The organism is Hungatella effluvii, assembly GCF_003201875.1.
In the GTDB taxonomy this organism is placed as follows: Bacteria; Bacillota; Clostridia; order Lachnospirales; family Lachnospiraceae; genus Hungatella; species Hungatella effluvii.
Genome location: NZ_QJKD01000009.1, coordinates 188,582 through 209,675 on the forward strand (window position 1 = coordinate 188,582; position 21,094 = coordinate 209,675).

Genomic DNA, 21,094 nt, shown 5'->3' on the forward strand with positions numbered 1-21,094 from the left:
AAGTGAGAGAGGCTGTCAGGCTTACAGGGATGGTGTTAAAGGCCGTTCCGTCCGGGGAGATGGACAAACGTCTGGTGATCCTTACGAAGGAACGCGGTAAAATTACGGCGTTTGCCAGGGGCGCCAGAAGGCCGGGCAGCATGCTCATGGCCTGCGGCCGTCCCTTTGCCTTCGGGCAGTTTACGTTATATGAAGGGCGGGATGCCTATTCCCTGCAGTCGGCGGAAATCTCCAATTACTTTGACGAGCTTTCCATGGACGTGGAGGGAACGTGCTACGGCTCCTATTTCCTGGAGTTTACGGACTACTATACCAGGGAGAATATGGACGGCACGGCCATGCTGAAGCTGTTATACCAGTCGGTGAGGGCCCTTTTAAAGCCGGCGGTTCCCAACGAACTGGTCCGGCGCGTGTACGAACTGAAGGCCATGGCCATCAACGGGGAGTACACGGAAAAGCCCCCCAGGGAAGTCAGCGATTCGGCCAATTACACATGGGAGTTCGTCGTGCTGTCGCCGGTCGAGCATCTCTATACCTTTGCGCTGACCGATGATGTATCCAGGGAATTTGGGCGGTGCGTGGAGATCAATAAGAAGCGGTTTATCGACAGGGAATTTCATTCACTGGATATTCTGGAGGCGATGACAGGGCGGCGGCCTCTGTGATAATGGGGCTGCTATGGTGATTGGGAAATTTCTTAATTGGAGGATCTATAAAGTATTGAAATGACGGGATGCATTTGGTATACTATGAACACTTGGTGAGTTTTTTAACAAACCTGGTAAGAATGCACGCCTAAACACATAATGAGGTCTTTCGCGAACCTGGTGTTTATGGTATAATGCTTTCGTATGCGCCAAATGCAGGAGGATGATAAATGAAAAAAATGAAAGCGGTCCTGGCGGTTCTCATCACAGCGGGGATACTTGCCGGATGTGCCGGAAGAGGGGGAACAAGTACCTTTGAACCTAAGAGCAGCGGCATTTTCGTGACGGATGCGGGAACTTTTTCAACGGCTACCGTTGAGACGTACGACAGCCAGGATTATTATAGTGAAGAGGAATGGAAGTCCTTCCTTGAAGAAAACGTGGCGGCGTATAACGCCGAACACGGAGAGGGAGCGGTTACCTTACAGTCATGCAGTTTAAAGGAAGGTACGGCCAGCATGATCTTCGATTATGCGACAGGAAGCGACTTAGCGCAGTTTACTGCCATTTATGAGGACACGGCCAATCAGGTGAACTCCATCGATATTATTCCTGTGGCCCAGGCCCTGGAAGAAGCGGGGGCGGCCGGAACGATCTTTATCAAGACAGCGGACGGCAAGACGGCATCCACAGATGAGATCGCGAAGAAGACCGACTATCACGTCGTTGCCGTGGACGGCGGACCGATAAAGATTCAGACAGAAGGAAAGATCATGTACACCTCCGACGGGGTAAAATTAAACAGCAGCTTCATAGCGGAGCTGTCGGAAGGAAAGAATTACATCATATTCAAATAAAGAATCCGGAGCGGATGGAATAAAATAAGAGAGGTTTGAGGACATGGAAAAGACAATGGAAAAAATTGTAGCGCTGGCAAAATCAAGGGGATTCGTTTATCCGGGTTCTGAGATTTACGGCGGCCTTGCAAATACCTGGGATTACGGCAATTTAGGTGTGGAACTGAAGAACAATGTAAAAAAGGCGTGGTGGCAGAAATTCGTTCAGGAAAGCCCGTATAACGTGGGTGTGGACTGCGCTATCTTAATGAACTCACAGACCTGGGTGGCTTCCGGCCATTTAGGCGGCTTCTCCGATCCGTTGATGGACTGTAAGGCCTGCAAGGAGCGTTTCCGCGCGGATAAGCTGATCGAGGATTACATGGCTGAACACGGAATCACGATCGAAGGTTCTGTAGACGCCTGGTCTCAGGAAGAGATGAAAAAGTACATCGAGGACAACAACATCTGCTGTCCGAGCTGCGGAAAGCATGATTTCACTGATATCCGCCAGTTCAACTTAATGTTTAAGACATTCCAGGGTGTTACGGAAGATGCGAAGAACACCGTATACTTAAGACCAGAGACGGCACAGGGAATCTTTGTAAACTTTAAGAATGTACAGAGAACCTCCAGAAAGAAAATCCCGTTCGGCATCGGGCAGGTTGGTAAATCCTTCCGCAACGAGATTACGCCGGGTAACTTTACCTTCCGTACCAGAGAGTTTGAACAGATGGAGCTGGAATTCTTCTGTGAGCCTGGAACCGATTTGGAGTGGTTCTCCTATTGGAAACAGTTCTGTATTGACTGGCTGAAGACGCTGGGCATGAAAGAAGACGAGATGCGCGCCCGTGACCATGCTCCGGAAGAGCTCTGCTTCTACAGCAAGGCTACTACGGATATCGAGTTCTTATTCCCGTTTGGATGGGGTGAGCTCTGGGGTGTTGCGGACAGAACGGATTACGACTTAACGCAGCATCAGAACACGTCCGGTCAGGACATGTCCTACTTTGATGATGAGAAGAAAGAGAAATATATTCCGTACGTAATTGAGCCGTCACTCGGCGCTGACCGTGTGACCCTGGCGTTCTTATGTTCCGCATACGACGAGGAAGAAATCGGAGAAGGCGACGTGCGTACCGTTCTCCATTTCCATCCGGCCATTGCGCCGGTGAAGATCGGTGTGCTTCCGCTTTCCAAGAAACTGAACGAGGGCGCCGAGAAGGTGTACTCTGAGCTTTCCAAGTATTATAACTGTGAATTTGACGACAGAGGCAACATCGGAAAACGCTACAGAAGACAGGATGAGATTGGAACACCGTTCTGCGTAACATACGATTTTGATTCTGAAGAAGATCATGCAGTTACGGTCCGCGACCGCGACACCATGGAGCAGGTGAGAGTTCCGATCACAGAACTGAAGAATTATTTCGAGGATAAATTTCGCTTTTAGCGACTGAGCCGGGCCGACCGTCTCCGGATAAGAATACAGATCCGGTGGCGGCCGGTCCGATTTCAGTTTACAGTTCATAAAACAGGTTAAACCAGACTCTTGACTTTTGAAGGGGGTGATCGGATGATTCTGGAGAAATTGAAGCAGATGGAAGGTTTTACCCACCAGGAGCAGGCGGTGGCACGGTATATTCTGGATCACGTGGAGGAAATCCAGCAGATGTCCACGGAGGAACTGGCCAGGGTATCCTATACCAGCAAGGCTACGGTGGTCCGGCTGTGCAAAAAGCTGGAGGTGGAGGGATATCAGGAGCTGAAATTAAAGCTGGTCTCAGAGATGGTGCAGAATATCCGGGTCAACCAGCTCTTAAGCAAGGAGCCAATTACGGAGAAAAGTACATTTACGGATATCATCAATACACTGCCGAAACTGTATGACAAGGCCATTACCGACACGGAGCTGTGCATGGACAGGAATGTTATGATCCGCGTCTGCAACAGGATTAAGTCGGCGGACAGGATCGATATCTATGGCAGCGGCATCAGCTATATTCTGGCCCAGTCGGCGGCATTTAAGTTTGCCACTCTCGGGATGGAGTGCGCGGCTTATGAGAGTGTCAACGCTCATTATCTCTCCGCAGGGAAAAAGAAAAAGGCGGTGTCCTTTGTCATCACATTTACCGGGGCAAACAAGAATATGATTGAGACCGCCCGATATTTAAAGGAGACGACGGGATCGTATGTGGTGGGAATCGTGGGCCGTCACAATGAGGAAATCCGCAAATGGTGTCATGAGATCGTGGAAATCCCGTCCAGGGACTCCCTGCTCAGCTTAAAAGTGATTACCTCCTTTACAGCCACCACCTATGTGCTGGACATCTTCTTCTCCATGCTTCTCGCACAGACCTATGAAAGTCATGTAAAATCGTCTCTTGAAATGGTTTGCCACGAGACCCTCAGGATCGGGGTGGACTACTGGAATCTGAAGGAACCAACGGATGAAGAGGAGAACTCATAATAAAGCCGTATCAATCGCCTGAAGTCATATCAGAATCTGTTTTTGAACCGCTGTTTCAAAAAAACGGCGGTTTTTTTGATGAATTTTGAAACGGTGAACCATTTCACGTTTTCCGTAGTGAAGATATGGGCATGATGTGTTACGATGAGTCCATTAAAAGAAAAGAGGGGACCGAGTAAATGGATTATAAAAAACTTGCAGAAGAAATCCTTATAAAAGTCGGCGGAGAGGAGAATATCTCCGGACTCACCCACTGTGCAACCAGACTTCGCTTTAATTTAAAAGACGAGGGAAAGGCACAGACGGAGGCCTTAAAGAAGGTGAACGGCGTCATGGGCGTCATCAGCAAAGGCGGCCAGTATCAGGTCGTGATTGGCAGTGATGTGGCCAGTGTGTATAAGCCGCTGACAGAGCTGTGCGAACGCACGGAGGAAGGAGAAAACGGCTCAGGGAAAGAGAAAAAGGACGACAGGAAGGTGGTAGCGCGGATGGTGGATACACTTTCCGGCATCTTTACACCGATTCTTCCGGCCATCACCGCCGCGGGTATGATTAAGGCTATCCTTGCACTTTTAACGGCGTTCAGCCTTGTGGACAAGACGGGTACCACCTATCAGACCCTGAATTTTATGGCGGACGCGGCGTTCTATTTCCTGCCGATACTGCTGGCGAATTCCGCGGCTAAAAAGTTTAAATGCAACCCTTACCTGGCAATGATGCTGGGCGGCATGCTGCTTCACCCGGATTTCGTCAATATGGTGGCGGCGTCGAAAGAGAGCGGGGAAGCGATCCGTATCTTCCTGCTCCCGATCACCAACGCAGGATATTCATCCTCCGTGCTTCCGATTATTCTGATCGTATGGTTCATGTCCTATGTAGAGCCGATTGCAGACAGAATCTCTCCAAAACCAGTGAAATTCTTTACAAAGCCTCTGATCACTGCCATCGTCACGGGAATCGTGGGTCTGGTGGTCATCGGACCGATCGGAACCATTATCAGCAATTTAATTGCCTCAGGCGTACACAGTTTAAACAATTACTGCAGCTGGCTGGTACCGGCTCTGGTAGGTGCGTTTACACCGCTTTTAGTCATGACGGGAACCCATTACGGCCTGATTCCCATCGGAATCAACAACCGTATGACTATGGGCTACGATACCCTGATCTATCCGGGTATGCTTGGATCCAACGTGGCTCAGGGCGGAGCTGCCCTGGCGGTCGCCATTAAGAGTAAGAAGTCAGAGATAAGGCAGCTGGCGTCTTCCGCCGGAATTACGGCTGTCTGCGGAATTACAGAACCTGCGCTCTACGGTATCAACATCCGTTTCAAAACACCCCTGTACGCGGCTATGATCGGCGGAGGTGTGGGCGGTTTCCTCATGGGAATCCTAAATGTTAAGAACTACTCAGGCGGTTCACCGGGATTTTTGACACTGCCCAGCTATTTAGGCGGCGATACGCTGACCGGCTTCTACTTTGCCTGTGCGGGCGCGGTTGTCAGTGTTGTAATCGCATTTATCATTTCCTATGTTCTTTATAAGGATCCGCAGGAAGAAGGCGGTGAAAAGGCTTCCGAAAAGTCTTCCGGAAAAGAGAAGGAGGTTGTGATTGCCGCTCCGCTGACCGGCGAAGCAGTATCCCTGGAAACAGTCAATGATCCCACATTTTCGGAAGGCATTCTGGGGAAAGGCATGGCGATTATGCCTTCCGAAGGCCGCGTGGTATCTCCTGTGAACGGAACCATTGCCACGATCTTTGAAACCGGCCACGCGATGGGGCTTGTGTCGGAGGACGGGACGGAGATTCTGATCCATGTGGGACTGGACACGGTAAACTTAAAGGGAAAGCATTTCCATGTAAAAATGAAGTCCGGAGACACGGTAAAAGTGGGAGACTGCATTCTGGAATTTGATTTAGAAGCGATGAAAGCGGAAGGATACGATGTGATCACACCAGTTATCATATCCAATCATTTTAACTACAGTACTGTGGAAGCAGCGGCCGAGGGCCGTGTGAAGACGGGAGAACCGCTTTTGAGGCTGCTGTGATGGAGGGAACCATGAAGACATTTCCGGAAAATTTTTTATGGGGCGGAGCGGTTTCCGCCAACCAGTGTGAGGGCGCGTATAATGAAGACGGGAAAGGCCTTTCGGTTCAGGATGTCCTGCCCCACGGCCTGCGTGGAGAGCGGACGGAAGGGCCCACCGCGGATAATCTGAAGCTGGAAGCGATCGATTTCTACCACAATTACAAAGAAGATATTCGTCTGTTTGCAGAAATGGGGTTCAAGGTATTCAGAACCTCCATCGCCTGGTCGAGAATCTTTCCAGAGGGAGACGAGGAGACGCCCAATGAAAAAGGGCTGGAGTTTTATGACCGCCTGTTTGACGAGTGCTTAAAATACGGCATAGAACCATTAGTTACCATATCTCATTATGAAACCCCGCTGGGGCTGGCGGAAAAGTACGACGGCTGGAGAAGCCGGAAGCTGATCGGATTTTTCGAGCGGTACTGCCGTACTGTTTTTACCAGATATAAGGATAAGGTGAAATACTGGCTGACCTTTAACGAGATCAATTCCCTTCTTCACGCCCCATTTATGAGCGGAGGCATTAAGACGCCGGCGGAACAGCTGACGGAACAGGATTTGTACCAGGCCATGCACCACGAGCTGGTAGCCAGCGCCATGGCCGTGAAGCTGGGCCATGAGCTGATGCCCAGTGCGAAGATCGGCTGTATGATTCTGGGAATTACGGTTTATCCTCTGACTCCGGACCCGGATGACATGATTGCAACTATGGAGAAAGACCGGGAAACGCTTTTGTTTGCAGACATTCACGCAAGGGGAACGTATCCGAAGTATCTCTTAAACTATTTCGAGGATCACAAAATAGAGATTTGCATGGAACCGGAGGACGGAGAAATTCTGAAAAATACAGTGGATTTCATCTCCTTCAGCTACTATTCCAGCGTCTGCGCCACCACGCATACAGAGCTGGGCGAGCCGACCGGAGGCAACTTATCGAGGGGCTATAAGAATCCATACTTGAAGGCTACTGCCTGGGGCTGGCAGATCGATCCCAAGGGGCTTCGATACACACTGAACCGCCTCTACGACAGGTACCAGCTTCCACTGTTTATCGTGGAAAACGGTATCGGCGCGGAGGACCAGCTGGTGACTCTGGAAAATGGGGAAAAGACGGTGCTCGACGATTACCGGATTGACTATCTGCGGCAGCATCTGATCCAGGTACGCGAAGCTATCCGCGACGGTGTGGAAATCATGGGGTATACCTCATGGGGCTGTATTGACCTGGTGAGCGCTTCCACGGCCGAGATGAGAAAACGGTACGGCTATATCTATGTGGACCGGGGCGATGACGGCACAGGAAGCCTCAGGCGGTACAGAAAGAAGTCATTCTGGTGGTATCGGGACATCATCGAAAGCAACGGCGTTAATTTATAGATGAGAGAACCGTAAGCCGTTCCGATTTATAAATGCGGCTGCAGGCCCGCCATCTGCCCCTTATCCCAGAATGTGCAGATGGCGGAAATGAATTTTAAATTCGCTCTGACACACATTCAGCGATCAGGCGGGAGAACGGCTCCATATCGTACTCTTTTCTGGAGACTATAAGCGCCTGCTGATACGCTTCCCGGCGTTCGTTACCGATGGAGATGGCAGGGTAGCCCGCGGAAACAAGAATTAAGTTTATGAGAAGAAATGCGGTCTCTTCATTGGCCGCATCAAATGGCTGAATATCAATCAGCCGTTTACCGGCCATGGCTGCCAGCTCAATGGGATGGAGCGAGGACCTTGAGGACCTGATCTGATCCGTGAGATGTCCTGTCAGCCTTGGAACATCCTCTGGCTGAGGCGGCTGATACCCGTAATCCGTATCAGACGGCATGCCGGTACGGTAGGAATCAGACGGCACGGCGCTGCAGTCTGCCATAGCCGTTCTGTGGAGCTCTTTTATGGTGTCTTCCGTAATGGTTATATCCTGCTGTCTGTTGTCTCTTAAATGATCTGTCTGCTGTAAAAGTTCTTTTAATGGTGTCATGATAGTTTCCTCCTCCGGGTATTATACCACACGGAAATAAAAGGGTGCAACGGGGAGTGAGGCGATTCCGGTATTGACAAAGAGCGGCGGTGTTTCTATAATGAACAGCAGAGAAAGTTAGAAACAGCTAACCAACAGCGGAGCAGGACCCGATGGAAAATCAGTACGCTGCGCGGTTGTTCAGTTTGGGGAGAAATAAATGAGCAGACATTTGGAAATCCGGGACGCCTACCGGAATCTGGAAAAAGAAGACAATGCGTTATCTGGAGTATGCGATGGCCGGGATTTCGAGGAAATGCAAAGGCCGCATTCTGGAGGTTCCAGTGGGAACCGGTGTGCTGACCATGCCTGTGTATCAAGGGCTTCCAAGTGCAGATGTGACGTGCCTCGACTACTCAGCGGACATGATGGCGAGAGCGAAGCGCCGGGCTAAGAACATGGGATTATCCAATGTAAGATTTCTGCAGGGAGACGTTGGAAAACTGCCGTTTGCGGATGCAAGCTTCGATCTCGTGCTGTCGCTCAACGGATTCCACGCATTTCCGGACAAGGATGCGGCATACCGGGAGATACTTCGTGTGCTCCGTCCGGGGGGCATTTTCACCGGCTGCTTCTATATTATCGGTGAAAATAAGCGTACCGACTGGTTTATCAATCATATTTATGTGCCGAAAGGATTTTTCACTCCCCCGTTTGAGACGGCGGGAAGCCTGAAAAAAAGGCTGTCCGGAATGTTTGAAAAAACGTCGGTGCGGACGGTGGAATCCATGGCCTGCTTCACCTGCCGGAAGGCATGGTAATTAAAAAAAGAACCTGCTGACAAAAAAGTCCTTCCAGCCACGGCTGCGTCTGAAAACGCCATGGCTGGAAGGATTTCTTTGATTTCTGTATAATCCGTTTATCTCTGTCCCTTGTCGTAAGGCACGCCTTCTGCCTTCGGAGCCTGGGAATTCTTCGATGTGAATACCAGTACGATCAATGTGATAATATACGGCACCATCTTGTAAAAATAACTGGGTATTCCGAGACTGCTTAAGAACGGAATTCCAGAGTAAGCGGCGGCCACCGCCTTCATCAGTCCGAAGAATAAGGAGGCCAGCATGATTTTCACTGGTTTCCACTGACCGAAGATCAGGACGGCCAAAGCCAGGAAACCGTATCCGGCAACATCGGCGTTAAAGTTGGTGGAGGTCGGAACGACGAATACCAGTCCGCCTAAGCCACCGAGGGCACCTGAGATCAGGACGCCCGCGTACTGCATATGGTAGACGTTGATGCCTGCCGCGTCGGCCGCCTGGGGATGCTCGCCGCAGGAGCGCAGCCTAAGTCCAAACCGCGTCTTGTAGAGCACGACGGTGGAGAGTACGAAGATTGCGATTCCGATGTAGGTGGTAATGTAGGCGTTCTGGAACAGCAGCGGTCCGATAAACGGGATCCTGCCGAGTACGGGAACCGAGGTGATCCGGAAGGTATTGGTAAACTGTACCTGCTGCACGCCCTGAATGACACGGGCCACGAAGATGGCAAATGCGGGGGCGAACATGTTTAAGGCGGTACCGCTGATAACCTGGTTCGCCTTCATATTGATGGACGCATATCCATGGAACAGGGAGAAGAACATGCCTGTCGCCATGGAGATTAAGACCGCCAGAATCAGCTGCATCTGGCCGCTCATGGTGCCTCCCGTAAAGTGAATAAACAGGATTCCGGTAAACGCGCCCATGGTCATGATTCCCTCCAGCGCGATATTGATAATACCGCTCCGTTCCGAGAACATGGCACCCAGAGCCACGATCATAAGAGGAATCATGAAATACATGGTCTGCTGAAATATAAAATAAATAACACTCATGCGTCTCCTCCTCCTTTCGCCTGTGCCTCTTCTTTTTCATGGCGCGCCTTCTGCACCTTTCCGATCAGCATCTTTACCATGAGGGCAAAGGCGCTGAAGTAGATGATCACCGCGACAATGATATCGATGATTTCCGTAGAAAATTCAAACAGCTGCAGATAAAATCCGCCTGCCGTTAAGTAGGCGATAAAAATGCCGGAGAACAGCACGCCAATCGGGTTGCTTAAGCCCAGCAGGGCGACGGAGATTCCGGTAAAGCCTTCGGAAGCCAGAACATCCTTGATCTCAATATGTTTTCCGGTTCCGGCCAGATAGAGGAGGCCGCCGGCCAGTCCGGCGATGGCGCCTGCGATCATCATGGACATGATGATGCTTTTCTTCTCATTGATGCCGGCGTACTTGCTGGCATCGCGGTTGAAGCCAACCGCCTTCAGCTCATAACCGAAGGTGGTCTTGTTTAACAGCAGATAAATCAGGATAACGACGATAATGGCGATGATAATGCCTCCGTTGACGCTGGAGCCGGGGAAAATCTTGTCCAGGCCCATCTTCGGGATATTTGCGGTAGCCGCCACGTTTCTCGATTCATTTCTCAGATTGTTAAACAGGGGCTTGCTGCTCTTTACGATCCAGTTGACGAGATACATGCCGATGTAGTTCATCATAATGGAGGCGATAACCTCGTTTACGTTATAGTAAGCCTTTAAGAGTCCTGGTACGAGTCCCCACACGGCGCCCATGACGACGCTGGCCAGCAGCGCCACAAACCAGTGAGCCGGCCCCAGGGAGGTCCAGAGAATTCCCACGTAGACGGCTCCAAAGCCGCCCATGATGAACTGGCCCGGTGTACCGATGTTGAAGAGTCCTGTTTTAAAGGCGAAGCCAACGGAGAGACCGGTTAAAATGATGGGCGTCGCATAGTAGAATACCTGTCCGATGCCCTTGGCCCCGTGAGTAAACGCCCCCGTCAGGATTGTCGCAAATCCGGGCAGCGCCTGGGCAGGATTGCAGAGAAACAGGATGATCAGGCCGACAATAAGTCCCAGCACGATGGCAAAGATGGAAGATAGTATTCCATTGTAATCCCGTGGTTGCTTCTGTTTCATGATTTGCCACCTTCTTTCTTCGAACCGGCCATGTAAAGGCCTAATTCCTGCACTGTAACCTTCTTGGGATCCAAGTCAGCCACAATGGAGCCCTCAAACATGACGAGAATCCTGTCGCTTAAGTTCATGACCTCATCCAGTTCCAGGGATACCAGCAGAATCGCGGCCCCCGCGTCACGCTGCTTGATCAATTCCCTGTGGATATATTCAATGGCCCCCACGTCAAGACCTCTTGTGGGCTGTACTGCCAGCAGGATGTCATGATCCCTGGAGACCTCTCTGGCTACGATCGCCTTCTGCTGGTTGCCGCCGGACATGCTTCTGGCGCTGGTGTAGGGCCCTTCACTGCTTCGGATATCGTAATCTTCAATCAGCTTTTCTGAATAGCCGTAGATGCTGTCGTTCTTTAGAAAAGTGCACTGCTGAAATCCCTTCTCAAAATACTGCTGAAGCACCAGGTTATAGCCCAGATTATAGTCCAGGACAAGTCCGTGTTTGTGGCGGTCCTCCGGGATATGAGAGAGTCCGTGGGTGTTTTTATAACGGATGCTCTTTTTTGTCACATCCTGACCGTTTAAGAGCACAATTCCCTCGCTCATCTCGGCCAGGCCGGTGATGGCGTGAATCAGCTCTGTCTGACCATTTCCGTCGATACCGGCGATACAGACGATCTCACCCTTTCGAACCTGGAAGGTGACGTTGCTCACCAGATTTTTTGTGTGGCCCTCTTTGTTGGCCTTGACGGACAGATTCTTCACTTCGAGCACCACATCCTTCGGGGAGGCGGCGCCTTTTTCCACGGTCAGATTCACCTTGCGTCCCACCATCATCTCGGACATTTCTTCCGGTGTGGTGTCCTTTACCTCTACGGTTCCGATATATTTTCCACGGCGCAGGACCGTGCACCGGTCGGCAACCGCCTTGATTTCGTTAAGCTTATGCGTGATAAAGAGGATGGATTTTCCCTCCTTCACCAGATCCCTCATGATCTGCATCAGTTCGTCGATTTCCTGAGGCGTTAAGACGGCCGTGGGCTCATCGAAGATCATGATCTCATTGTCGCGGTAAAGCATCTTCAGAATCTCGACTCTCTGCTGCATGCCGACCGTGATGTCGGAGATGAGCGCGTCGGGATCGATGGTGAGCTGGTATTTCTCACTCAAATCCATGATTTTTTTCCGTGCGTCGTCCATTTTCAAAAAGCCGTGTTTCGTGGTCTCCATGCCGAGGACGATATTCTGGAGAACCGTAAAATTATGTACCAGTTTGAAATGCTGATGTACCATGCCGATGCCCAGCGCGTTGGCATCCAGCGGCCCGGTAATCTTTTCTTCTTTTCCTCTGACTTTAATGACGCCCGCTTCCGGCTGATAGAGGCCGAACAGCACGCTCATGAGCGTCGATTTCCCTGCGCCGTTTTCGCCGAGAAGGGCGTGAATTTCACCCTTTTTCAGCTGCAGAGTGATGTTGTCGTTGGCGATGATGCCGGGAAATTCTTTCGTAATATTCAGCATCTCGATAATATAATTATCCATGAGAACCCCCTTGCAGTGCAAAAAAGGAGATGCCGTAAGATACCCGTCTTCAGTTGTGACTGGGAAATCAAACGACATCTCCTTTCTTATGTAGATCCGATTATTCTACGAAGTTGATAGTTGTCTTTTCAAGCTTTAAGTCTTTGGTTGGATCGTTGTTGTCTTCAGAAGGCTGTACGAGAGTGATCTTGCCATCCTTTAACTGAGCATAGACTGCGTCGTAATCCGCCTGTGTGAAAGCTGTAAACTTGGAGGTCTCCATCGGAAGGCCGATACCGTCGTTCTTCGCGGAGAAGATACTGGTCTTGCCGCCCGGGAAGCTGCCTGCGTAGAAATCTCTTACGCCGTCGTAAACAGATACGGAAAGCTGTTTCATAGCGGAAGTGATTACAGTGTCGGATTCGTAACTCTGGTCAACGTCCACGCCAACGACCTTGGCGCTCTTTTCTTCTGCCGCCGCCATAACAGAGTTACCTACCGCGCCGCCGCATCCGAAGATGACTTCCGTGCCGTTCTGATACCAGGAGGCAGCCATGGACTGCGCTTCCGGTGTCGCGGCAAATGCGCCTGTATAGTTGTACATGATCTCGATGCCGTCCACGCCCATCTCTTTGGCTGCGAAGTCAGCGCCTTCCGCGAAGCCGTAGCCGTAACGGATAACGGCCGGAACCGCCATACCGCCTAAGAAGCCCAGCTTGGTATAGCCGTCTTTTACTGCCGCGTAGCCTGCCAGGAAGCCAGGCTCATCTTCCTGGAACAGAATCGGCATAACATTGGCTTCGGTTCTGTATTCGGAGTAGTCGCCGCTGTGAGGCTCGCCGTCCAGAAGGATGAAATGTACGTCCTTGTACTGGTCCTGGGCCAGATAAACAGGCTCTTCAAATAAGAATCCAGGGCATACGATCAGTTTTGCACCGCCCTCAATGGCCAGACCGATGGTCTCTAAATAAGAGTCCGTCGTTCCTTCCTGAGGCTGGTAGTACTTGTAGGAAATGCTGTTTTCTTCCGCGTATTTCTTCATGCCTTCCCATGCGCCCTGGTTGAAGGATTTGTCGTCAATGGTACCTAAGTCGGTAACAAGAGCCAGTTCATAACCGTTGGAAGATTCCGATTTTACTGCGGTATCGGCTGTCGTCTCGGCCTCTGTCGCTTTGGTTTCCGCGGCAGTTGTCGTCTCAGCAGGAGCAGCTGTCGTGCTGCCGGAGCCGGAATTTGAAGAACTGCATGCACTTAAGGATGCAGCCATCATGACCGCCAGTGTTACTGCTAATACTCTCTTTTTCATAATACGTAATTCCTCCTATCGTTTGAAAGATTGTTATTAGAGCTACTTCTACTTTACCATATTTTGGAAACAGAAACAATGTAAAGTAGGGCAATTTTACAGAATTATTATAAAGCAGCTTGTTATTTAAAGAAAAAATGGTAAACTGATAAAGGATTTAAACAGAAGGAGGAATATTGTGCAGAAACTAAATCTTCTGGAAGAGCCGGTACAAAAGCTGTTTATCAAGTATCTGATGCCGTCCATCAGTGCTACGCTGGTTACTTCTATTTATATTTTGGCCGACACGCTGATGATCGGCCGGGGCGTGGGGCCTGTGGGAATCGCGGCCTTGAACCTGCTGCTTCCCTTATTCAGCCTGTTTTTTGGAACGGGCATGCTCTTCGGCGTCGGAGGAGGCGTTCTCCTCTCAATCTCGAAGGGACGCCGGGACGAGCAGGCGGCAAAAGAGTATTTTACAGTGGCCCTCTGGCTGGCCGTGGCCTTTGCGGTCTTTTACATTGCTGGCGGGCACCTGCTTTTTAAGCCTGTGACGGAATTTCTGGGCAGAAATGATACCATGGGAAATTACGTCGACGAGTACGGCCGCGTTCTGGTTACAGGCGCTCCGGTCTTCCTGTTCTCGGCCTTTTTACAGGCATTTGTCAGGAACGACAGGGCGCCGAAGGTATCCATGGTGGCGGTCGTGTCTGGCGGTGTGACCAATGTGGTACTGGATTATATTTTTATATTTCCAATGAAAATGGGAATGGCCGGGGCAGCGATCGCCTCGGTGATCGGTTCCCTCCTGACGGTTGGAATCCTGCTGACCCATCTTACCTCGCCGGACAACACGCTGAAGGTGGTGGCCCGCCCCGGGTGGAAGAAGGCGTGGGAGGTCGTGGTCAACGGATTTGCCAGCTTCCTGCTGGAGATGTGCAACGGCGTGGTGACATTTTTATTCAACCGCCAGCTCCTTGTCTACGTGGGCGATTTGGGTGTGGTCGTGTACGGAATTATCTCCAACAGCGCGCTGATCGTAGCGTCCATCAGCAACGGCATCTCCCAGGCCGTACAGCCGATTCTCGCCACCAATTACGGTGCGGGCAGAAAGTCCAGATTAAAAGAGACGCGCCATATGGGAGAGATGGCGGTGACCATATCGGGCATTCTGTTTACGGGAATCGGCCTTCTTCTGCCGGCCCTGGTGACCGCGGCCTTCGTGAAGCCGACGGCGGAGATCCTGGCCATGTCGGTCCCGGCCGTGCGGATCTATTTCCTGTCATTCTTCGCCATGGGCTTTAATATCCTGTACGGCACCTATTTCCAGTCCGTGATGAAGCCGGGATACTCCCTGTTCATCTGCATGATGAGAGGGATGGTGATAAACGGAATTCTCGTTTTCCTTCTGCCGATCGCTTTCGGCGTTACCGGAATCTGGTCCGTCATGCCTGTGACGGAATTTGTAACGCTGATCATCTGCCGTTTTCTGCTGGCAGGTCAGAATAAAAAACTGCCGTCTAGTACTTAAAGCTGTCTGTAAAGAGCAGCTTCAGAAATATATTCTTATAGTCTTTTAATCGCAGAAAGCTGTATATCCCGGCTTTCTGCGCAATTCGAAACAAATCCATAACGAGAAGATAATATTCCAGGTAAAAATGAAAGCGGCTCATGCATTCCGGTTTGACTACCAAATGCATGAAGTCCCATTTTTCACAGTTTTCCGTGGTAAGCCTGTCACGGTATTCGTTAAACAGCGCCGTGCCCGGTATGGGTGTGAAAATGGAGACTCCCGTATAGGTGATCCGGTGTGCGTGGATAAAACGCCGCATGTTCCGGAAATCCTCTTTCTTGAAACGGCTGTCGATGATGAAGAGCCCCACCAGATTAATGTTGTATTTTTGAAGCATCCGGATGGTCTTAATGTTGAGAGACTGGGAGGAATGCTTCTGATAGGAGTCCAGAAAGCTGTCGGAAACCGCCTCCAGACCGACCATGATGTAACGGAAGCCGGCCTCCGCCAGTTCCCGGATCAAGTCCTCATGAACGGCGATAAAATCCGAGCGTCCGTAGCAGATAAAGGTCTTCCTGATATTCCGCTCCCGGAGCAGCCGCATAAATTCTTTCAGCCTCGGAACATCGAACAGGAAGTCGTCATCGGCGATCTGAATATTGCCGCAGGGGATGGTCTCCAGCTCCTCGATGATCTTTTCCAAGTCCCGCTGGCAGTAGGTGCCGCAGTTGAGCTCCCGGCCATAGCAGAAGGCGCAGTGGTAGGGACAGGAAGATGAGGTCTTTAAAAGGGCTACAGGGGAGACGTCTAAGTAGCGGTAGTGGTCCTGACAGGTGGAAAAGGCGCTTCGGTCGGGGATTGGGAGTTTGTTTAAATCAAACGGTTTCATGGGATTTTTGTGCCAGCCCCCATTTTCAGGATAACAAAGTCCGTCAATCACAGACAGCTCCGGCGGACAAAAACCATTTTCCGGCGGAATGAGCCCCTCCGCCTTCAGTGCCTCCGCAATCGCATAGATATTGTCGGAACGGCATATGTAAGACACGGCAGGATCAAAGAAACGCTCCGGGTTCAGCTGTGCATGGGAGCCGCCGATGATGGTGATGCAGCCGGGGCGCAGCGCCTTCGCGCGCCGGGCGTAGGAGAGCATCAGTTTTTCCTGCGTGATATAGCCGGTAACGGCCACCGCGTCGGGGGTGTATTCGTTTAAAATCTCATCAAAACTGCGCCTGTCGAAGGAGGCTTCATAGATCATGCTTTCCACATCATATTCCTTCAGCATGGCTTTTATATACTCCAGTTCCAGCGGCTCCGTCTTAAGAGCCATGTCCAGACTGAAGCCGCTGTCTGCGGCCTCCGGTTTTACCAGCAGAATCATACCATTCCTCCTTCCAATTGCGCTGTCCTCTGATCAAATTATATGGTAGAATAGGGAAAAAGGCAAGAAAGGAACTCCGATGGAATACATCTATATTCTTCTGCTCTACCTTCCCTCCGGCTTCGGCCGCCTGACACAGCGGGCGACGGGCTACCGGTACACCCATGCGGCGGTGTCGCTGGACGATACGTACACCCATTTTTATGCGTTTTCCAGGCTACGGGCAAAGACGCCTCCCATCTCCGGATATATTGAGGAGAAGAGGATCTATTATACGCTGGGGGAGGATGTGCCCATTTACACGAAGATTTTCCGGGTGCCAGTCACCAAAGATGGATACCAAAACGCCATCCAATACATGGAAGACGTGAAAAATGATCCCGAGATCATGTACAATTTAATCCATATGCTCCTGATCCCGGTCTTCGGAGGTCATCCACTCTATAAGGCGTTTCACTGCGGCGAGTTTGTCGCGAAGGTTCTGGAGGCGGCGGGAATCAAACTCCACCAGCCTTATTACCGTTATACGCCAAAGCTGTTTTCCGAACTGCTGGAGCCGTATTTCTTATACGAGGGAACTCTGGATAATTCCAGCCGCGACGGAATGGAGGACGACTTTTTCCGGGAAACGCCGAAAAAGGAATACCTTGCAAAAACGCTGTATATTATAAAGGAACTGCTTTTCCGCCAGGTCTTTCACCGCGCCTCCAGACACTTCCGTCCTGAAAAGGTGCGTTTCTCAAATCGTATATACGAACAAAAATCGCATATCAGAAAATGACAGAATTTGAAAGTACTTTCATAAAATTGTATTGAAAAAAGAGCGAATTTTTGCCAGCAAATCAAGAAAACCTCTTTACTAGAAATTGAATTATGATATAATATTGACAGGTCTTTTGCGCGTTTTTTTTCTTACGGTGCGAAAGCGAACCGATAACTTTATTTGAGGAGGAAATACTTATGGCAACAAAATGGGTTTATTTGTTCAAAGAAGGCAGTGCCGATATGAAAAACCTGTTAGGCGGTAAGGGCTCTAACTTAGCAGAGATGACTAATTTAGGTCTGCCGATTCCACAGGGCTTTACTGTTACGACAGAGGCTTGTACAGACTACTATACCAGCGGCAAGAAGATTACTGAAGAAATTCAGGAGCAGATCTTTGACGCACTGAAAACATTAGAGGAAATTCAGGGTAAGAAGTTCGGCGATACAGAAGATCCGTTATTAGTATCTGTACGTTCCGGTGCAAGGGCGTCCATGCCTGGTATGATGGATACAATCTTAAACCTGGGACTTAATGACGTTGCAGTAGAAGGCTTTGCCAAGAAGACAGGCAACCCAAGATTTGCATACGATTCTTACAGAAGATTTATCCAGATGTTCTCCGACGTTGTTATGGAGATGAGCAAGACTTTCTTCGAGGGCATCCTTGATGAAGTAAAGGAATCTAAGGGAGCTAAGTACGACACAGACTTAACTGCTGATGATTTAAAGGAAGTTATCGCAAAATACAAATCTATCTACAAAGAGAAAATGGGCGAAGAATTCCCACAGGATCCGAAGGTTCAGTTAATGGAAGCTGTTAAGGCTGTTTTCCGTTCCTGGGACAACCCTCGTGCTATCGTTTACAGACGTATGAACGATATCCCTGGCGACTGGGGTACTGCGGTTAACGTACAGGCCATGGTATTCGGAAACATGGGCAATACCTCCGGTACAGGCGTTGCATTTACACGTAACCCATCTACCGGTGAGAACGGTATCTACGGCGAGTACTTAATTAACGCTCAGGGCGAGGACGTAGTTGCCGGTATCCGTACACCGCAGCCGATCACGAAGCTGGAGCAGGATTTACCGGAATGCTACAAGGAATTCATGGCAATCGCTCATAAGCTGGAAGACCATTACCGCGATATGCAGGATATGGAATTCACGATCCAGGAAGGCAAATTATACTTCTTACAGACACGTAACGGCAAGAGAACTGCTCCGGCGGCCATTAAGATTGCCTGCGACTTAGTCGATGAAGGAAAGATCACACCAAAGGAAGCAGTTTTAAGAATCGAAGCAAAATCCCTCGATCAGTTACTGCATCCAACATTTGATCCGGCTGCATTAAAAGCCGGCGAAGTAATCGGTTCCGCTCTTCCTGCATCTCCTGGTGCTGCGGCTGGTAAGGTTTACTTTACCGCTGAGGAAGCAAAGGCTCATCATGAGGCTGGTGAGAGAGTCATTCTCGTTCGTCTTGAGACCTCTCCGGAAGATATCGAAGGAATGCATGCGGCAGAAGGCATCTTAACCGTTCGCGGCGGCATGACCTCTCACGCAGCAGTTGTTGCACGTGGTATGGGTACCGCTTGCGTATCCGGCTGCGGCGAGATCAAGATTGATGAAGCAGCAAAGTACTTCGATCTTGGCGGACATACCATTAAAGAAGGCGATTACATCTCCTTAGACGGTTCCACAGGTAAGATCTACATTGGCGATATTGCTACACAGGAAGCTACCGTCAGCGGTGACTTCGGCAGAATCATGGGATGGGCTGATGAGTTCAGAACCCTCCATGTAAGAACAAACGCTGATACTCCTGCAGATACCTTAAACGCAGTGAAGTTAGGCGCAGAAGGTATCGGCCTCTGCCGTACCGAGCATATGTTCTTCGAAGAAGACAGAATTCCGAAGATCAGAAAGATGATCCTTTCCGATACGGTTGAAGCAAGAGAAGAAGCATTAAATGAACTGATTCCGTTCCAGAAGGGTGACTTCAAGGCGATGTACAAGGCTCTGGAAGGCAGACCAATGACCGTTCGTTACTTAGATCCGCCGTTACATGAGTTCCTTCCGACAAAGGAAGAGGACATCGAAGCTTTAGCTGCTGATATGGGCTTAACCGTAGAAGCAATTAAAGAAAAATGTGAGGATTTACACGAATTCAACCCGATGATGGGCCACAGAGGATGCCGTCTGGCAGTTACTTATCCTGAGATTGCCAAGATGCAGACAAGAGCCGTTATGGAAGCTGCAATCGAAGTAAAGGCAGAAGAAGGATACGACATCATTCCTGAGATCATGATCCCGCTCGTAGGCGAGAAGAAGGAATTAAAGTTTGTAAAAGATATCGTAGTTGAGACCGCAGAAGCAGTTAAGGCAGAAAAAGGCTCTGACATCCAGTACCACATCGGTACCATGATTGAGATCCCGAGAGCTGCATTAACAGCAGACGCTGTTGCTGAGGAAGCAGAATTCTTCTCCTTCGGTACCAACGACTTAACACAGATGACATTCGGATTCTCCCGTGATGACGCTGGCAAGTTCTTAGATTCCTATTACAAGGCTAAGATCTACGAGTCTGATCCATTTGCAAGACTTGACCAGACCGGTGTTGGACAGCTTGTTGCTATGGCTGCTGAAAAGGGCAGAAAGACAAGACCTGACATCAAGCTTGGTATCTGCGGCGAGCATGGCGGCGATCCGTCCTCCATCGAGTTCTGCCACAAGGTAGGCTTAAACTACGTATCCTGTTCTCCGTTCCGTGTGCCGATCGCAAGACTGGCTGCGGCTCAGGCGGCCCTTAACCAAAAGTAAGCGACCGTTTGTTCGATAAAAAACCATACTTGATTTTGCAAGTAATGTTTGATATAATGTAAACAGGCAAAAGAAATCAGATGTCCATGTGGGCACAAAGCGAAAACCCCAGAGCGGCTACTCTGGGGTTTTCTTTTAGGCTAATTGTCGCTGCTATCTCTGTCTAACCATTTGCATATGTAGTAGGCAACTACACCTGCCATAACAGAGAGTAAGAAAGAAATCATTAAGTCCATGTAAGCACCCCCTTCCTGTTGCCAGATTGGGTGCGACAACACAAATAGTATATCATAAATATCAAAGTTGAACTATACTATTTTGTCGATAAAAGGGGAAGGCTTTAATAGGGAAGAGTTTGCTGTGCCAAGGCCGCCGCGTTTCAGGCGGCTCTGAACAATAAATAGAGACCGTTTGTTCGGTGGGAAATTATGCTTGATTTTGTATATAGTGTTTGATATAATATAAGCAGGCAAAAGAGAGTAGTTCTATATGTATACACAAAGCGAAAGTCCCAGAGGTGCAACTCTGGGACTTTCTTTAGGCTAATTGTCGCTGTTATCTCCTATCTAGCCATTAGCAAATGAAGTAGGCAACAACACTTGCTGTGATAGAGAGAATAAAAGAGAGTAATTCCATTATGTATACACCCCCTTCCTGTTGCCAGTATAGGGTGCGACAACAAATATAGTATAGCATGAGTGATGGGGTAGTTCTATAATAAAAATGTAGAAATGATATCGATATGTCGAGTGGGTTTGGGATTGCTCTGCTATGGCCGCAGCGGCACAGGCGGCGTTGAACAACAAATAACATTGCGGTTCAAGTCGAAACTATTACTTGATTT

General features: G+C 49.9%; 16 protein-coding genes. 10 read left to right on the forward strand and 6 right to left on the reverse strand.

The genetic code is table 11. The features are described from left to right. Positions 1-2 precede the first annotated feature (2 nt). The 6 genes from recO to DFR60_RS17730 all read left to right on the forward strand — a co-directional run bounded on the left by recO (position 3) and on the right by DFR60_RS17730 (position 7,419). Positions 3-665 (forward strand): DNA repair protein RecO, encoded by a 663-nt coding sequence (recO, locus tag DFR60_RS17705; protein ID WP_110324149.1) that lies wholly within the window; start codon positions 3-5, stop codon positions 663-665. A 212-nt stretch (positions 666-877) separates the two neighbouring features. Continuing rightward, positions 878-1,504 (forward strand): hypothetical protein, encoded by a 627-nt coding sequence (locus DFR60_RS17710; RefSeq protein WP_110324078.1) that lies wholly within the window; start codon positions 878-880, stop codon positions 1,502-1,504. 43 nt (positions 1,505-1,547) lie between these two features. Beyond that, complete coding sequence (locus tag DFR60_RS17715; protein WP_110324079.1) at positions 1,548-2,936, forward strand: glycine--tRNA ligase; 1,389 nt, start codon at positions 1,548-1,550, stop codon at positions 2,934-2,936. 123 nt (positions 2,937-3,059) lie between these two features. Further along, positions 3,060-3,953: a MurR/RpiR family transcriptional regulator gene (locus DFR60_RS17720; protein WP_110324080.1), complete on the forward strand. Its 894-nt coding sequence runs from the start codon at positions 3,060-3,062 to the stop codon at positions 3,951-3,953. Between the two features lie 179 nt (positions 3,954-4,132). Then, entirely contained in the window at positions 4,133-6,001 is a 1,869-nt protein-coding gene (locus tag DFR60_RS17725; protein ID WP_110324081.1) for a beta-glucoside-specific PTS transporter subunit IIABC, read from the forward strand. A gap of 11 nt (positions 6,002-6,012) precedes the next feature. Further along, positions 6,013-7,419, forward strand: a complete 1,407-nt coding sequence (locus tag DFR60_RS17730; RefSeq protein WP_110324150.1) for a glycoside hydrolase family 1 protein — start codon at positions 6,013-6,015, stop codon at positions 7,417-7,419. A 94-nt stretch (positions 7,420-7,513) separates the two neighbouring features. On the opposite strand, the gene DFR60_RS17735 is transcribed toward DFR60_RS17730, so the two are convergent. Beyond that, positions 7,514-8,017, reverse strand: coding sequence for a Fic family protein (locus DFR60_RS17735; RefSeq protein ID WP_110324082.1), 504 nt, complete (start codon positions 8,015-8,017; stop codon positions 7,514-7,516). Positions 8,018-8,253: 236 nt separating this feature from the next. Here DFR60_RS17735 and DFR60_RS17740 point away from each other — a divergent pair, with 236 nt between their 5' ends. Next, on the forward strand, positions 8,254-8,817 hold the full coding sequence (locus tag DFR60_RS17740; protein WP_110324083.1) for a class I SAM-dependent methyltransferase: 564 nt from the start codon (positions 8,254-8,256) through the stop codon (positions 8,815-8,817). A 98-nt stretch (positions 8,818-8,915) separates the two neighbouring features. Here DFR60_RS17740 and DFR60_RS17745 read toward each other — a convergent pair whose 3' ends face one another. From DFR60_RS17745 to DFR60_RS17760, 4 genes are all read right to left on the reverse strand, one after another. After that, positions 8,916-9,869: an ABC transporter permease gene (locus tag DFR60_RS17745; RefSeq protein WP_110324084.1), complete on the reverse strand. Its 954-nt coding sequence runs from the start codon at positions 9,867-9,869 to the stop codon at positions 8,916-8,918. Beyond that, entirely contained in the window at positions 9,866-10,975 is a 1,110-nt protein-coding gene (locus DFR60_RS17750) for an ABC transporter permease (RefSeq protein ID WP_110324085.1), read from the reverse strand. Before DFR60_RS17750 ends, DFR60_RS17745 begins: the two co-directional genes overlap by 4 nt. Further along, entirely contained in the window at positions 10,972-12,510 is a 1,539-nt protein-coding gene (locus DFR60_RS17755) for an ABC transporter ATP-binding protein (RefSeq protein ID WP_110324086.1), read from the reverse strand. Before DFR60_RS17755 ends, DFR60_RS17750 begins: the two co-directional genes overlap by 4 nt. A gap of 100 nt (positions 12,511-12,610) precedes the next feature. Then, positions 12,611-13,795 (reverse strand): BMP family lipoprotein, encoded by a 1,185-nt coding sequence (locus DFR60_RS17760; protein WP_110324087.1) that lies wholly within the window; start codon positions 13,793-13,795, stop codon positions 12,611-12,613. Between the two features lie 178 nt (positions 13,796-13,973). On the opposite strand from DFR60_RS17760, the gene DFR60_RS17765 reads away from it, so the two are divergent. Continuing rightward, a complete protein-coding gene (locus DFR60_RS17765; protein WP_110324088.1) occupies positions 13,974-15,305 on the forward strand; it encodes an MATE family efflux transporter in 1,332 nt (443 codons plus the stop codon). Here the strand turns inward: DFR60_RS17765 and DFR60_RS17770 are convergent. Then, a complete protein-coding gene (locus tag DFR60_RS17770) occupies positions 15,295-16,665 on the reverse strand; it encodes a B12-binding domain-containing radical SAM protein (protein WP_110324089.1) in 1,371 nt (456 codons plus the stop codon). The two genes, DFR60_RS17765 and DFR60_RS17770, sit on opposite strands and share 11 nt — an antisense overlap. Positions 16,666-16,744: 79 nt before the next feature. Here DFR60_RS17770 and DFR60_RS17775 point away from each other — a divergent pair, with 79 nt between their 5' ends. Next, entirely contained in the window at positions 16,745-17,446 is a 702-nt protein-coding gene (locus DFR60_RS17775) for a hypothetical protein (RefSeq protein WP_110324090.1), read from the forward strand. 179 nt (positions 17,447-17,625) lie between these two features. Further along, the gene (gene ppdK / locus DFR60_RS17780) at positions 17,626-20,250 is read left to right on the forward strand and encodes a pyruvate, phosphate dikinase (protein ID WP_110324091.1); all 2,625 of its coding nucleotides are present in this window, start codon (positions 17,626-17,628) and stop codon (positions 20,248-20,250) included. Positions 20,251-21,094 lie beyond the last annotated feature (844 nt).

Bases quoted from the DNA above. Each gene is read 5' to 3' on its own strand.
- DFR60_RS17710 (WP_110324078.1), top strand. From the start codon at position 878: ATGAAAAAAATGAAAGCGGTCCTGGCGGTTCTCATCACAGCGGGGATA.
- DFR60_RS17715 (WP_110324079.1), top strand. From the start codon at position 1,548: ATGGAAAAGACAATGGAAAAAATTGTAGCGCTGGCAAAATCAAGGGGA.
- DFR60_RS17720 (WP_110324080.1), top strand. From the start codon at position 3,060: ATGATTCTGGAGAAATTGAAGCAGATGGAAGGTTTTACCCACCAGGAG.
- DFR60_RS17725 (WP_110324081.1), top strand. From the start codon at position 4,133: ATGGATTATAAAAAACTTGCAGAAGAAATCCTTATAAAAGTCGGCGGA.
- DFR60_RS17730 (WP_110324150.1), top strand. From the start codon at position 6,013: ATGAAGACATTTCCGGAAAATTTTTTATGGGGCGGAGCGGTTTCCGCC.
- DFR60_RS17735 (WP_110324082.1), bottom strand. From the start codon at position 8,017: ATGACACCATTAAAAGAACTTTTACAGCAGACAGATCATTTAAGAGAC.
- DFR60_RS17745 (WP_110324084.1), bottom strand. From the start codon at position 9,869: ATGAGTGTTATTTATTTTATATTTCAGCAGACCATGTATTTCATGATT.
- DFR60_RS17750 (WP_110324085.1), bottom strand. From the start codon at position 10,975: ATGAAACAGAAGCAACCACGGGATTACAATGGAATACTATCTTCCATC.
- DFR60_RS17755 (WP_110324086.1), bottom strand. From the start codon at position 12,510: ATGGATAATTATATTATCGAGATGCTGAATATTACGAAAGAATTTCCC.
- DFR60_RS17760 (WP_110324087.1), bottom strand. From the start codon at position 13,795: ATGAAAAAGAGAGTATTAGCAGTAACACTGGCGGTCATGATGGCTGCA.
- DFR60_RS17770 (WP_110324089.1), bottom strand. From the start codon at position 16,665: ATGATTCTGCTGGTAAAACCGGAGGCCGCAGACAGCGGCTTCAGTCTG.
- DFR60_RS17775 (WP_110324090.1), top strand. From the start codon at position 16,745: ATGGAATACATCTATATTCTTCTGCTCTACCTTCCCTCCGGCTTCGGC.
- ppdK (WP_110324091.1), top strand. From the start codon at position 17,626: ATGGCAACAAAATGGGTTTATTTGTTCAAAGAAGGCAGTGCCGATATG.